The sequence below is a fragment of the Apibacter sp. wkB309 genome, from assembly GCF_002964915.1.
Lineage (GTDB): Bacteria > Bacteroidota > Bacteroidia > Flavobacteriales > Weeksellaceae > Apibacter.
The window spans coordinates 131,195-145,686 of the sequence record NZ_PSZL01000001.1 but is presented as its reverse complement, the minus strand read 5'-3'; the positions used below and the strand labels follow the sequence as shown (position 1 = coordinate 145,686).

Here is a 14,492-nt window from a genome sequence, read left to right as displayed (position 1 = left end):
CCTGAAAAATGAAAAAGTCAGCAGTAATATTTTTATTAATAGGTATGTTATTCACCATCGGTTGCAAAAAAGAAAATTCTTCTCAAAAGCAAATCAAAAGTACCGTACAGGATAATACGAATACTAAAAATACTCATGGTGTACCCAAAATAACCGAAGAATCTATTATAAAATTTAATGAAGATACGTATGATTTTAAGGATATAAAAAGGGGACAAGAAGTCTCCCATGTTTTTAAATTTACCAATGTTGGAAAACGTCCTTTATTAATTTCGGAAGTACGTCCTTCCTGTGGATGTACCACTCCCAAATATACTAAAGAACCCGTATATCCGGGCAAGAAAGGAGAAATTACAGTGACTTTTGATTCTTCAAATTTTGAAGGAGAAGTACTTAAAACAATAGCTGTTTCAGGAAATTTTGAAACTAAAGTAATTAAATTTCAAGCAAAAGTTAATTAAAAATAAATTTAAATAAAAATGTTAACAATAATTTTACAAGCAAAAGGAGGGTTTATGGAACAAGCAGGAGCATTCCTTCCCCTAGTCCTTCTATTTGTGGTGTTTTACTTCTTTTTTATTAGGCCGCAAACAAAAAGACAAAAACAAGAAAAGAATTTTCAAGATAATATAGCTAAAGGAACAAGAATAGTTACCACTTCCGGTATTCATGGAAAAGTTGCGGAAATAATGGATGATGGACTTATTATTGAAACTATGGCGGGAAAAATAAAAATCGAAAAATCAGCAATTTCCAGAGAATTGTCTATAGCAAGATATCCGGAAAATGCACCTGCAAAGAAGTAAACGATTATAAATAAATCATAAAGCATATTCTATATACCATAGAATATGCTTTTTAATTATATAAAATGAAAGTAGTAGTAGGTTTATCGGGAGGAGTAGATTCAAGTGTTGCAGCATATTTATTGCAACAACAAGGTCATGAAGTTATAGGTCTATTCATGAAGAACTGGAACGATTCTGAATTTACACTGGAAGATGAATGTCCATGGGTAGAAGATAGCAATGATGCATTGCTAATAGCTCAAAAACTTGATATTCCCTATCAAGTCATAGACCTTTCTGAAATATATAAAGAAAGAATAGTTGATTACATGTTTCATGAATACGAATCAGGACGTACCCCTAATCCGGATGTGTTATGCAACAGAGAAATCAAGTTTGATATATTTCTTAAAACGGCTTTATCTTTAGGAGCAGATAAAGTGGCAACCGGTCATTATGCCCGTGTTCATTCATTGAATAATGAAGGCCAAACAATTTATCAGCTTTTGGCAGGTAAAGATTCCAACAAAGACCAATCCTATTTTTTATGTCAACTTAACCAATACCAGCTTTCCAAAACCTTATTTCCTATAGGAGATTTAACCAAGCCGGAAGTAAGGAAAATTGCAAGTGAAATTGGTTTAGTCTCTGCAAATAAAAAGGATTCTCAAGGATTATGTTTTATTGGGAAAATAAGATTGCCTGACTTTTTACAACAAAAATTAAAACCTAAAAAAGGAAATCTGGTTGAAATTTTTTCAGATAATCCTATATACAAAAAAGAAGAACAATCATTTCCAACTAAAAAAGAAGAATTAATTTATTTGTCAACTCCTTTTAAGTATACTATAGAGGATGGCAAAGTGATCGGTGAACATTCAGGAGCGCATTATTATACCATCGGTCAAAGAAAAGGCTTAGGAATAGGAGGGCATATCGAACCATGCTTTGTATTAGATACCGATGTGCAAAACAATACAATCTATGTAGGTGAGGGTAAAAATCATCCTGGATTATTTAGAAAGGCCTTATTTATAGATCAAAATGAAGTGCATTGGGTTAGAGAAGACCTACAAATGAAGATAGGAGAAACGATGAGTGTTCAAGTCAGAATAAGATATAGACAATCTTTGCAAGAGGCAGTTTTGCATCAATTTGAAGAAGGAATTTTCATTGAATTCGAAAATTTGCAATCAGCTATTACCCGAGGGCAATTTGCGGCTTGGTATGTTGAAGACGAATTAATCGGAAGTGGAGTAATTTCTTGATTATAATCAGTAGTATTAATCAAAAATTAATTTTAAAATATCTAAAGAAATAGGTTTTTTAAAATTAGACAAATGCATTTCATAATAAGTTATTATTTCTGAAAGCATTTGTTTACGCTGTGAATTAGTAAAGCAATTTTTTAAAGAGTTAAAATCATAAGAAAGTAATTGCTTCCATAAATGAGCATTTTCTTCTCTTGAAACAGTGTCAGCTTTTAATGAAAAAATACCCTCTTTAATATTAAAATAAGGAAATTCTGAATCGTTTTCTAAGGGATAAAACCCAATATATTTCGAAAAATGCAGTAAAAAATAAAGATGGAAATCAGAAAAGTAACTGTCTTTTGCATCTAAATCAATTAAACTGCTTTTAATAAAATTATATAAAGATGTGTCCTGTGCTTCCTCGTTTTTTAGCGTTTGGTTCACCATTTCTCCAATAAATGTTATTATCGAAGACTTGATAATATTTGTATGAATGGTATTGAAAATATGAGCTTGATGAATTTCTTTAATCAACTCTAAAGAATGGTTTTTTTTAGAATAAAAAGTAACTTCAATTTCATTAAATAAAAAGATAAAATGGCTTTTTCTATTTTTTTTAGAAAAAGAATTTTTTAAAATAAAGCTTTTATAACCAAAATTTTCGGTATAGCATTTTACAATAAGGGAAGAATCTCCATACTTTAAAAAAGACAATACTATAGCTCTAGTAGTTTCAATCATTTCTTTTAAACTTAGCGAATAATTGCGATTTTGGTTGTAGCATGTTTTTTCCCTTCAGAATTGCTCATTAAAACTAAATAAATCCCTGAAGCAACAGGTTTACCATTAAAATTAGTTCCATTCCAAGTTGCAACGCCTCCGGGTGCTTTAGTCTCATACACCAGGTTACCCGCTACGTCAGTAATTTTAACAAAAGCATCATGGGCTAATCCGCGTATCGTGATATTTCCTGTATAACCGGGTCTAACCGGATTAGGATAGGCAACAATTTCTCCAAAATCATCTCCAGAATCAATAATGTCTCCTCTGTAAGAAACAATACCTGAAGGAGTAACAAAATAAACTTCTCCGGTCTTATCGATTTGTATATCCGTAATAAGATTAGAAGGTAAAGGAGAATTTTCTTCCGTAAATCTATTTAAAAGAGTTGTTCCGTCTTCCGATAAGTAAAAAACTCCTGAACTATGTGTACCAATCCATTTTCTGTTAGCGCCGTCGGTTTTTATTGCTGTAACCTTAGTTTCTCGTAAGACTTCTTCACCTAAACCGTTTTGAGTAATAATAATTCTTTCGGTATTATAGTTTCCTGATTCTAATGATTGATAAGGATTTCTAAAAATACGAAGACCGCTGTCGGTTCCTATCCAAGCAGTTTCGAATTTATCTAATTCTACGCATAATATATTATTAGAAGGTAAGTTTCCGCTATTTTTATTGGAATCTATTAAATAAATATTATCATCAGACGTAGTAAGTGGGGTTCGGTTATATTTATATACAACTAGTCCGTTGTTTCTTGGAGAAGGAACCCATATATATCCTTGGGAATCAATATACGGATTCATAGCTCCTCCGGCCAAGTTAAATCTTTTAGGTAAAAGACTTAAAAATTTAAATTGATCATTAGGCGTTTTTATGATAATGGCATTATTGAAACCGTTGTTAGATTCCGCAGCAAATGATTGAACCATAATTAAGTTACCATTGGAATCAAAGTCACCGCCAACTAATCGCTCATATTCAATTATAGGTGAATTGGTCCGATTATAAATAATTTTCATCTGATCATTAACCATTTTTATCAATCCATTACTATAGGAGACAACGAAAACTTCACGAGTATTGTTAATATTAGGTATAACTTTCATAATATACCGCTCGTTATTAATACTCTTAGAATCTATATGATTCCATTTTTGACCGTTAAAATGATAAAAACCATAAGAGTTGGGATTCAATTCGAAATAATTATCAATATTTCTTCCTCCCGGTGCTACCCATAATTGATTATCATAGATAGTTAATGAATAAGAACGGTTATTAAACGGGCCGTCCGGAACCAGGTATGAGTTATTTCTAATAAGACCTTTTAATTGAGTTCCTGCATAAAAAATTCCATTTGAGTAAAAACCGGTGGTAAGATCATCTGAAAATTCCATAGATTTTAAAACTTGAAAAGATTCATTTAGTACAACCAATTTATTTTTTTGGACCAATAAATAGCCCCCATCAATAGAAATAATATCTTTTAAATCAATGTAATTACCTTTATTTTGCCAACTAACCCCTTCATCATCACTTTTATAAATGGTTTGGTTGGAGCTTATAAGTAAAGATGTATTATTTTTAATTATTTGATTAAAATTATTTCCTGAATTGGTAAGATTCCAAGCAGTAAAATTTGGAACTAAATGATCGATGGGATGAGAATAAACCCCATTAGTTGAAGCGGCAAATATTTTATTATTAACAATTACACTTTCCTGCACTTTATAATAGTTAAGACCTTGTTTAAAATAACAAGTTTCTTTAAATTCAAGCTTCTTTAAATCAAATAAAGTAATTCCAAAGTCCATGGAAAGTACCGCATAATCACCTTCAGTATATATATGATTAATTCTTTTATTTCCTTGATAATTTCGATCAAAAGGAATATCCACAATTAAATGGATCATGTCTTGCTTAACTATGTCCAATTTACCGGATTTATAGCCAACGAGTAAAGCTTTATTATCGGAATTATAAGCGAAAGCAGTAATATTAACTTCGTGAAGACCATTAGCTTTTGAAAATTTCTTAATTTCTCCGGTTGTTTCATTATAAGAGTACAAACCGTTTTGAGTTGCACTGAAAATAAGATTGTCAACTTTTTGAATAGCTTTAATATTAAAATAAGAAAAATAATCTTTCCATCTGGTATTTTGACTATTGCAAAGACCGGTAAAAATTAATAAAATTAAAAAACTAAGCTTTTTCATAGAAATTATATGTAATGCTTGTAAAATTAATAGATTTATGGGAAAAATATCTCATAACAGATTTATTTTATTTAAAAATAAAATTGGATTATAATCTTTGAATTTTAGAAATTTCTTTTCAGTAAAATTTCATGAAGCAATTGGAATAATTGTTATTAATTGAAGTTGAAAGACTCAACCTTGAAAAATAACAATTATTTTTGTGCATTATAATAAGTTAGAAAATAAAATTAAGATTATTTTAAATTAAAACAGAATTTAACTTAATTAAAATTTTAAGGTATTTACTTTATAAAGCGGGAAAATTAGAGGAGTTGAAGACTCATTGATCTAGAGATATATACAATAACTTAAATAAAACGATAAAATGTTCAGGAGATATTTGTTAAATTAAAAATATTTTTTAAATTTGCAACCCTATTTAGGGCGATTTTTTAATAAAGGAAAAATAAGAAAAGTGAATACACTAAGTTACAAAACCATATCGGCAAATAAAGAGACTGCAAATAAAGAGTGGTTACTTATTGATGCAGAAGGACAAAAATTAGGTCGTTTAGCTTCTAAAATAGCTAAAATTTTGCGAGGGAAACACAAAACAAATTTTACTCCACATGCAGATTGTGGTGATAATATTGTTGTTATCAATGCAGGAAAAGTTGTTTTATCCGGAGATAAAACAGATCAAAAAGAATATGTAAGACATACAGGATATCCCGGTGGACAAAAATTTTCAAGTGTTGCCGAAGTTAAGGTAAAGGATTCTAGGAGATTGTTGGAGTATGCAGTGAAAGGTATGCTTCCTAAAAATAAATTAGGAAGAAAAGTACTTAAAAATTTATACTTATATGAAGGAGTAGAGCATGAACAAGTAGCTCAACAACCTAAAACATTTGATATTAACGCTTTCATCTAAAAAATAATGGCAGTTACACATAAAATAGGAAGAAGAAAAACATCTGTTGCAAGAGTATATCTTTCTGAAGGAAAAGGAGAGTTTACCATAAACGGAAAAGACTATAAAGTTTACTTTCCTACAGAAGTATTACAATACAAAATTGCACAACCTTTCCAATTAACTGAAACTTTAGGTCAGTATGATATTAAAGTAAATGTATATGGAGGAGGAGTAACAGGACAAGCTGAGGCTATCAGATTAGCAATATCTAGAGCTTTAGTTTCTTTAAATGAAGAAAACAGAACAGTTTTAAAACCAGAAGGTCTTCTAACTAGAGATCCTAGAATGGTTGAAAGAAAGAAATTCGGTCAGAAAAAAGCACGTAAAAGATTCCAATTCTCTAAACGTTAATCTGACTAATAACGATACTTATAACCACTATTTTGTAGTGGTTATTTTATATTAAAAAATAACAATTTTATAAATAATTTAAACTTGCCGTTTAGTTTAGCATCCAAACTTTAAAGTTAAACTTTAAGTTGATTGCAAAAACTGCGGAACGTAAACTAAAAAAAGTATGGCAAAAGTAGATGTAAAAGACCTTTTAAATGCCGGCGTGCATTTTGGTCACCTTACCAGAAAATGGAATCCACATATGGCTCCTTACATTTTTATGGAGAAAAATGGAATCCACATTATTGATTTGCACAAAACCTCTGTAAAATTAGATGAGGCATCAAACGCTTTAGGGAAAATTGCTACATCAGGAAGAAAAATCTTGTTTGTTGCAACCAAAAAACAAGCAAAAGACATTGTTGCAAAACATGCAGAATCTGTAAATATGCCTTATATTACAGAAAGATGGCCGGGAGGAATGTTAACAAACTTTGTTACCATCCGAAAAGCTGTTAAAAAAATGAATTCTATCGATAGAATGAAAAAAGATGGTACTTTTGAAACTCTATCTAAAAAAGAAAAATTACAAGTAGATCGTCAAAGAGCTAAACTTGAAAAAAACTTAGGATCTATTGCTGATATGACTCGTTTACCATCTGCTCTTTTCGTAGTAGATATACTAAGAGAACATATCGCTGTAACAGAAGCAAAAAAATTAGGTATTCCTGTTTTTGCAATCGTTGATACGAATTCAGATCCTCAATTGGTTGATTTCCCAATTCCCGGAAATGATGATGCATCCAAATCAATTGATTTGATTTTAGAAACTGTTACTAACTCTATTAAAGAAGGGTTAAGTGTAAGAAAAGCAGAAAAAGCGAAAGCCAAAGAAGAAGGTGCTGCAGAAGAAGAAGATGTTTTAGTACAAGACACTAATGATTCTGAAGTTTCTGATAATCAAGAAGAAAATAACGCAGAATAAAGTTAAATTTAAATAAAAATAAAGATGTCATATTCACCAAAAGCAGCTGATGTAGCAAAACTAAGAAATGCTACAGGAGCAGGAATGATGGACTCAAAAAAAGCTTTAGTTGAAGCTGAAGGAGATTTCGACAAAGCGGTTGACTTATTAAGAAAAAAAGGACAAAAAGTTGCTGCAAACAGAGCAGATAGAGAAAATCTTGAAGGAGCTGTAATAGCTGCAGTTAACGAATCCAATACAAAAGCTGTTGTAATAAAATTAAGTTGTGAAACTGACTTTGTTGCAAAAAATGAAGATTTTGTTAAATTAGCTAAGGATTTTGCAAATCTTGCATTAAATTTCAATACAAAAGAAGAATTATTAGCAGCCGATTTCAATGGTATTCCAGTAAGTGAAAAGCTTATAGAACAAACAGGTGTAATCGGTGAAAAAATTGAAATATCCGGATTTAAAACTTTGGAAGCTCCATTTGTAGGTTCCTATATACATGCGGGAAATAAAATAGCTTCAGCAGTTGGTTTATCAAAGTCTTTTGATCAGGCAGCAGAAGTAGCTAAAAATATTTCTATGCAAGTTGCAGCTATGAATCCTATTGCATTAGATGAAACTCAGGTGGATTCAAGTGTAATTGAAAAAGAACTTGAAATTGCTAAAGATCAATTACGTCAAGAAGGAAAACCGGAAGCTATGCTTGAAAATATAGCCAAAGGAAAACTTAACAAGTTCTTTAAAGATAACACTTTGTTAAAACAAGATTATATTATGGGCGAAAAAACTTCAGTAGAAGATTATGTAAAATCAATTGATCCTGAAGTTAAAATAACCGGATTTATACGATTATAATTTCAAATAGTATATATAAAAAGACTGCATATTGCAGTCTTTTTTATTTTAAATAAGTATCTTCCACAATTCTAAAAATGTAAAACTTTAATTTAAGATTGATCCTTTTTTATCAATAAATTATCTATATAAATAAGGATAAATTCTAGAAATAAAAATAACAACACAATAGTCCCTGTATTCAATAAAGCTTGTAGTAAGCCTATTTCATCGGCATCCAAAAATGGATAAGGATACATATTGGTGAAATGACCTCTTATAAAAATATATATAACATAAATTAAAGGAGGAATAATTGCAAAAAAAGTAGTTTTTTTATCTAATAATTTTCTAGGACCGTATAATAACCAATACAATACAGCCAAAAAAGGTATGAATACATGCAAAGCTTCATTGGTAAATCGCATAATACCTTTTACATTATGATCATGCCTGAGCATTAAATTATAAACGATGCATGTAATAACTATACAAATAATACCGTCTATTCTTAAAATGCGAAACCATTTTTTAGAATAATCAGGTTTGAAAAGCAAGAATAAAGAGCTAATACAAACCGCAATATTAGATTGAACAGTAAAATAGCTGTAATAATAAATCAATCGATTGAATTTGGATTTTTCATTTAAGATCGATGGATGTATGTCACCATAGACGTAATTATAGGTTTCTGTACCAATACTGAAAAACACCAAAAAAATAAGTATTAAATTAAAAAATATTCTCATGAATAGTAAATTTACTAAAGATTAACTCGTGTATAAATTTTATAAGGTAGGATGAAAAGTTAGAGTTCATTTTACAATTGATTTAAATAATTGTAAAACCATGTATTTTGATGTTTGAAATGATCATTATAAAGCTAAATATAGAAGTAAAAATAATCTAAATTCAAATTTATACTACTAAAATAGGAACGTTTGTTTTATTGCTTAATCGATTAGACATTATACCAAACGTAAAATCAGGGATTCCTTTATATTCATGTTTTGCCATTAGTAAGACATCAACTTTAGTATCATTAATTAATTTAGGAAGTGAAATAGTAGGATTACCAAATCCTAATTTAGTCTCGACATTCATATATCCTTCTTTTAGTAGAAAATTTTTATAATCATCCAATTTATTTTGATCAAACTTCACTTCGTAATCATTCGCTAATTTTCCGTTATAGTTCGCAGAAGCACTTTCAGTAACATGAAACAATACGATACGTGAACTAATATCAGCGAAAATTGGTAGGTAATTGAGAACCCGCTGATCACCTTTAGTAAAATCCAATGCTATGCCAATAACTTTAAATGGATGCAATTTATCTATACTCTTTTCAGAAGGTAATTGGTGAATACCAAAATTTATTTTTTGGGACTTTTTTATCCAAGGATATAAAACAATACAAATCAAGAATAATAATAAGCCTAAAGATATAATTCCCAAAATAATTTTTACACTTAAAATTATATCCTCATTGTAGTAAACATTAATTTCTTCATCGTAAATTAACTTTATATTTAACAGGATAATGATTGTACATACAATCCAAGATATAATTTTTAAAGGTAATTTAATAGCAAATTTTCCCATTTTTTCTTTATCACTAACAAAATGGATCAGAGGGATTACGGCAAAACCTAATTGCATGCTTAAAAGCACTTGACTAAAAATAAGCATTTCATCAACGGAACTTTCCCCTAACAGGCTTATTACAATCACAGCCGGTATAATAGCTATAATACGTGTTAATAATCGTCGCAAGGCAGGATTCATTCTAAAGTGCAAGTACCCTTCCATAACAATTTGACCAGCAAGCGTTCCGGTTACGGTAGAGCTCTGACCGGCAGCAATTAAAGCAATAGCAAAAAGAACAGGAGAAAGAGGACCTAATAAATTGGATAGCATTTTATATGCATCATGTAATCCTTCTATATCATGTAATCCGGCACTGTAAAATGTTGAAGCAGCAAGCACTAAAATGGCAGCATTTACAAAAAAAGCCATGTTTAATGCGATGAGACTGTCAAAAAAATTATATTTAATGGCTCGTTTTATGGATTCATAATCTCTTTTAATTTTTCTGGTTTGAACCAAAGCGGAATGAAGATACAAATTATGCGGCATAACAGTTGCCCCGATAATTCCAATTGCAATATATAAAGCCTCAGTATTGGGAAGAGTAGGTTTAAATCCTTTAGAAACTTCAATAAGATCAGGCTTAGCTAAAAACATTTCGATAAGAAAACACCCCCCTATAATAGCCACCAAAGCGATAATAAACGCTTCCATTTTTCGTATGCCAAACCGTTGTAAAACAAGTAACAGCAATGTGTCCAACGCAGCCAACCAAACGCCCCAAATAAGATCAAGCCCGAAAAGAAGCTGTAAACCAATGGCCATTCCTAAAACTTCGGCTAAATCTGTAGCAGCTATCGCTATTTCAGCAAAACCATATAGAATATAGTTCATCCATTTCGGATAGTATTCCCTGTTAGTTTGTGCCAAATCTAATCCGCGAACAATACCTAAACGAGCACTTAATGCTTGAAGCAATAATGCCATAATATTGCTCATTAATAGAACCCAGATTAAAGCATATCCAAATTTGCTGCCCCCGGCAATGTCAGTTGCCCAGTTTCCGGGATCAAGATATCCAACGGCTACTAGGTAAGCCGGCCCGAAAAAAGAAAGTATTCTTTTCCATCTTTTGGGATTTTCGGTATTAATACTTTCATGAACTTCTTGAAGAGATTTCTTACTCAATTGTTAGGCTTTTCTAATATTTGCAAATTTAAATAAAATTTTTGCATTGTAAAATATAATATCAATCATTTTCAGGTATCCATAAATAATCTTTAAAATTAATGATCTTATCGTTTTTAATTGGGATTCCTTCATTTTCTAAAAGTTCTTCCATAAGTGTTGGAGTGGGAAAATGAAACTTTCCGGTTAACATTCCGTTTCGGTTTACAACTCTGTGAGCCGGAATGTCTGATATTGAATGGGAAGAATTCATGGCATAACCTACCATTCGGGAGGAACTTTTAACTCCCAAATAAGCCGCAATATGTCCGTAAGTGGTTACTTTACCGTAAGGTATTTTTCGTACAATTTCATATACCCTTTCATAAAAATTGGTAGATTCCATGGAATAAATGAAAAAAATAATTTTCAATAATTAACTAGTGTAAGCAAATAAAATGCGATGTAACTAAATTTTTTTAAAACATTTTAAGTACTGAAAAGTAAGAAAAAAAGATAATACGTTTTGTGTTCTTCTATTAGTAATTTTACAAGTAAAGAATAAAATTTATTGATTATTATTAAATTATTTGCTTTAAATTTTATATATAAAATATAATTTATTAAATTAGCAGAACAGGAAGTTTAGGCTTCAAACATATCAAAAAAAATGAGAATTTGAGATTTTTACTTTCTATAAATAATTATTGTTTTTTATTAAATTTGAAAGTAAAAATAAAGAAATGATTCTAATTTAATTAGAATCATTTCTTTTTTAGACTTGTTTTTAAATTATAGTGGTTTAAAATTTAATATAAAATTAATAATCAAAATACCGATACGCTTTCATAAATTACAAGAAAACAAGTATACTTAAGATCCCTTTAAATTATTTTTCAAGAGGGTTAGCGTTTTCTTGTGACTGTCGAAAGCAATTTCATTAAGATCTATATCGGATAATTTTTTCCATACATATCCTTTTAATTCAATTGGGTCATAATCTCCGATAGATAAATTCTCATCTTTATAAAGAAAGAATAAATCAATGGTATTATATAGGATGTTTTTGTATAAATAAGTATTAGGATGGGAACATATATATTCTAATTTAGATAAATCAATCGATATATTTAATTCCTCTTGTAATTCCCTAAAACTACCATGTTCAGCGGTTTCTTCGGCTTCAATAAATCCTCCTGCCAGATCTAAAAAGCCTTTTTTAGGTTCTTTGTTTCTAATAGTAAATAATATTTCGTCATTTTTCTGAATAACCACAGCGGTTGCTCCGGCTGTATTGTGATAGTATTCAAAATTACAATCTAAACATACAATTTTTGATCCATGCGGATATTCTAAATGATCACTTTTACAATTTGGGCAGAATTTGAAAATGGGTTGCATATCACATAAGTTTTAATACCCAAATTTAATTAAGTATTTTAAAAATATAGTTATCGAAAATTATTTTATATGAAAATAATAGAAAATTCTTTTCAAAATAAATAGTAACATTTAAATAGAAATTATTAATAAAAGAATTATATAATATAATATTTTACAAATTATCAAAATTAATATTATTTCATACATTAGTCTTTGTAAATCTTTCATAGTAATAATTAACCGTAAATAAAAATAATACAATGGCAACAATAACATTAAAAGGAAATGAAGTCCATACATTGGGAAACCTACCATCAATAGGAAGTAAGGCTCCGGATTTTATATTAGTGGATACGGATTTATCAGAAAAAAAATTATCGGATTATGCAGGAAAAAGAGTTGTTTTAAACATATTTCCAAGTGTGGATACAGACACATGCGCAATGTCTGTCAGAGAATTTAATGAAAAAGTATCTGAAATGAAAAACACTGTGGTTCTATGTATTTCAAAAGACCTTCCTTTTGCTCAAAAACGTTTTTGTGCCGCAGAAGGTTTAGATAATGTTATCCCGCTTTCTGCCTTTCGTTCAGATTTTGGTAAAGTATATAATTTAGAATTTGCAGATGGTCCGTTAAAAGGATTACTTAGCAGAGCAGTACTTGTTCTTGATGAGTCAGGAGAAATTATTTATGAAGAACAAATAGCTGAAACTACTCATGAGCCTAATTATGAAAAAGTAACAGCTATATTAAAATAAAAAATCTATCAAGAAAAAGAAATGCCTTGTATTTTTCAAATATGAGGCATTTATATTTTTATCTAATTTCTCAAAATGAAAGATTAGTATGATAATTGAGAATACTAATTATTTGAATTCAATGTAATGTAAAAATTGTTACTAACTCTTGAACTAGTAATTAAAATTTATATTTTAAAAGAAATACGGTGAATTCTTAAAAAGTACTAAAGTTTTTATAAAGCGTCAGTTGTATTATGAAAAATTAACTATATAATTTCAGTAAAATTATAACTTTTTGTTAAAAAAAATAAAACATGAGAAATTTCAACATAAAATAACTCTTTGAGATATAAATAGTTTTTACATTTACAATTTAAAAAAGTATAACAAAAAAAATTATAATATCATGAGCAGAAAATTTCCAGCGGGAGTAGCAACCGGTTCGTTAGTAAAAGAAATATTCGATTATGCTAAAGAAAATCAATTTGCTTTACCGGCATGTAACGTTATAGGATCAAGCAATGTAAATGCAGCCCTTGAAACAGCTGTTAGAGTAAATGCTCCCTTAATTATACAATTTTCAAACGGAGGATCTCAATTTAATGCAGGTAAAGGATATAAAAACTCTTCCCTTAGAGCAGATGTTTTAGGGGCTATAGCTGGAGCAAAACATGTCCATACGTTGGCAGAAGCCTATGGGGCAACTGTAATATTACATACAGATCACTGTGCAAAAAAATTATTACCTTGGGTTGACGGGTTATTAGATGCTTGTGAAGAATTCCATAAAAAAGAAGGAAAAACACTATACTCTTCACACATGCTAGATCTTTCAGAAGAGCCTTTAGATGAAAATTTAGCAATCTCTTCTAAATATTTTGAAAGAATGGCAAAATTAGGAATGACTCTAGAAGTTGAAATAGGGATAACAGGTGGAGAAGAAGACGGAGTTGACAATTCAGATATAGAAAGCTCAAAATTATATACACAACCTGAGGATGTTTATAAAACCTATAAAGCATTAAGCGCAATAAGTCCTAATTTTACAATTGCAGCAGCATTTGGTAATGTACATGGAGTATATAAACCGGGAAATGTTAAATTAGAGCCTAAAATACTTCACAACTCACAAGAATACGTTCAAAAACAAGTGGGCGGACCTTCAAAACCGATTAATTTTGTATTTCATGGAGGATCAGGTTCTTCCTTGTTAGATATAAGAGAAGCCATAAGCTACGGAGTAGTTAAAATGAATATTGATACAGATTTACAATTCGCTTATACCGAAGGAGCAAGAGATTATGTAGAAAAAAATATTGATTATTTAAGAACTCAAGTTGGAAATCCAACCGGAGATGAAGCACCAAACAAGAAATTTTATGATCCAAGAGTTTGGATGAGAAAATGTGAAGAAGGGTTCTCAAAAAGATTGGAAAAAGCTTTCGAAGATTTAAATAATATCAATACATTATAGTAA

At 29.9% G+C, this 14,492-nt stretch carries 15 protein-coding genes; 9 read left to right on the top strand and 6 right to left on the bottom strand.

Annotated elements, in window-relative coordinates; all coding sequences use genetic code 11:
* Positions 1–8 precede the first annotated feature (8 nt).
* From C4S75_RS00535 to mnmA, 3 genes are all read left to right on the top strand, one after another.
* Entirely contained in the window at positions 9–461 is a 453-nt protein-coding gene (locus C4S75_RS00535) for a DUF1573 domain-containing protein (protein ID WP_105296365.1), read from the top strand.
* Between the two features lie 18 nt (positions 462–479).
* The gene (gene yajC, locus C4S75_RS00530) at positions 480–806 is read left to right on the top strand and encodes a preprotein translocase subunit YajC (protein WP_105296364.1); all 327 of its coding nucleotides are present in this window, start codon (positions 480–482) and stop codon (positions 804–806) included.
* A 65-nt stretch (positions 807–871) separates the two neighbouring features.
* Positions 872–2,056: a tRNA 2-thiouridine(34) synthase MnmA gene (mnmA, locus tag C4S75_RS00525; protein ID WP_105296363.1), complete on the top strand. Its 1,185-nt coding sequence runs from the start codon at positions 872–874 to the stop codon at positions 2,054–2,056.
* 15 nt (positions 2,057–2,071) lie between these two features.
* Here mnmA and C4S75_RS00520 read toward each other — a convergent pair whose 3' ends face one another.
* A complete protein-coding gene (locus C4S75_RS00520; RefSeq protein ID WP_105296362.1) occupies positions 2,072–2,782 on the bottom strand; it encodes a DNA repair protein RecO in 711 nt (236 codons plus the stop codon).
* Positions 2,783–2,793: 11 nt separating this feature from the next.
* A complete protein-coding gene (locus tag C4S75_RS00515) occupies positions 2,794–5,040 on the bottom strand; it encodes a hypothetical protein (protein WP_105296361.1) in 2,247 nt (748 codons plus the stop codon).
* 457 nt (positions 5,041–5,497) lie between these two features.
* On the opposite strand from C4S75_RS00515, the gene rplM reads away from it, so the two are divergent.
* The 4 genes from rplM (at position 5,498) to tsf (ending at position 8,156) form a co-directional block, all read left to right on the top strand.
* The gene (gene rplM / locus C4S75_RS00510) at positions 5,498–5,953 is read left to right on the top strand and encodes a 50S ribosomal protein L13 (RefSeq protein WP_105296596.1); all 456 of its coding nucleotides are present in this window, start codon (positions 5,498–5,500) and stop codon (positions 5,951–5,953) included.
* A gap of 6 nt (positions 5,954–5,959) precedes the next feature.
* Positions 5,960–6,346: a 30S ribosomal protein S9 gene (rpsI, locus tag C4S75_RS00505; RefSeq protein WP_105296360.1), complete on the top strand. Its 387-nt coding sequence runs from the start codon at positions 5,960–5,962 to the stop codon at positions 6,344–6,346.
* Positions 6,347–6,512: 166 nt separating this feature from the next.
* Entirely contained in the window at positions 6,513–7,313 is an 801-nt protein-coding gene (gene rpsB, locus C4S75_RS00500; protein ID WP_105296359.1) for a 30S ribosomal protein S2, read from the top strand.
* A 24-nt stretch (positions 7,314–7,337) separates the two neighbouring features.
* A complete protein-coding gene (tsf, locus tag C4S75_RS00495) occupies positions 7,338–8,156 on the top strand; it encodes a translation elongation factor Ts (protein WP_105296358.1) in 819 nt (272 codons plus the stop codon).
* A gap of 92 nt (positions 8,157–8,248) precedes the next feature.
* Here tsf and C4S75_RS00490 read toward each other — a convergent pair whose 3' ends face one another.
* From C4S75_RS00490 to C4S75_RS00475, 4 genes are all read right to left on the bottom strand, one after another.
* Positions 8,249–8,884 carry a Pr6Pr family membrane protein gene (locus C4S75_RS00490; protein WP_105296357.1) on the bottom strand — a complete coding sequence of 212 codons (636 nt, stop codon included), beginning with the start codon at positions 8,882–8,884 and terminating at the stop codon, positions 8,249–8,251.
* 169 nt (positions 8,885–9,053) lie between these two features.
* Positions 9,054–10,913, bottom strand: coding sequence for an Nramp family divalent metal transporter (locus tag C4S75_RS00485; protein WP_105296356.1), 1,860 nt, complete (start codon positions 10,911–10,913; stop codon positions 9,054–9,056).
* A gap of 61 nt (positions 10,914–10,974) precedes the next feature.
* On the bottom strand, positions 10,975–11,298 hold the full coding sequence (locus tag C4S75_RS00480; protein WP_105296595.1) for an MGMT family protein: 324 nt from the start codon (positions 11,296–11,298) through the stop codon (positions 10,975–10,977).
* 467 nt (positions 11,299–11,765) lie between these two features.
* Entirely contained in the window at positions 11,766–12,293 is a 528-nt protein-coding gene (locus C4S75_RS00475) for an NUDIX domain-containing protein (protein ID WP_105296355.1), read from the bottom strand.
* Positions 12,294–12,535: 242 nt separating this feature from the next.
* Between C4S75_RS00475 and tpx the strand changes: the two genes are divergently transcribed.
* Together tpx and fbaA are read left to right on the top strand one after the other, a co-directional pair.
* Positions 12,536–13,033 carry a thiol peroxidase gene (gene tpx / locus C4S75_RS00470; protein WP_105296354.1) on the top strand — a complete coding sequence of 166 codons (498 nt, stop codon included), beginning with the start codon at positions 12,536–12,538 and terminating at the stop codon, positions 13,031–13,033.
* Positions 13,034–13,421: 388 nt separating this feature from the next.
* On the top strand, positions 13,422–14,489 hold the full coding sequence (fbaA, locus tag C4S75_RS00465; RefSeq protein ID WP_105296353.1) for a class II fructose-bisphosphate aldolase: 1,068 nt from the start codon (positions 13,422–13,424) through the stop codon (positions 14,487–14,489).
* Positions 14,490–14,492 lie beyond the last annotated feature (3 nt).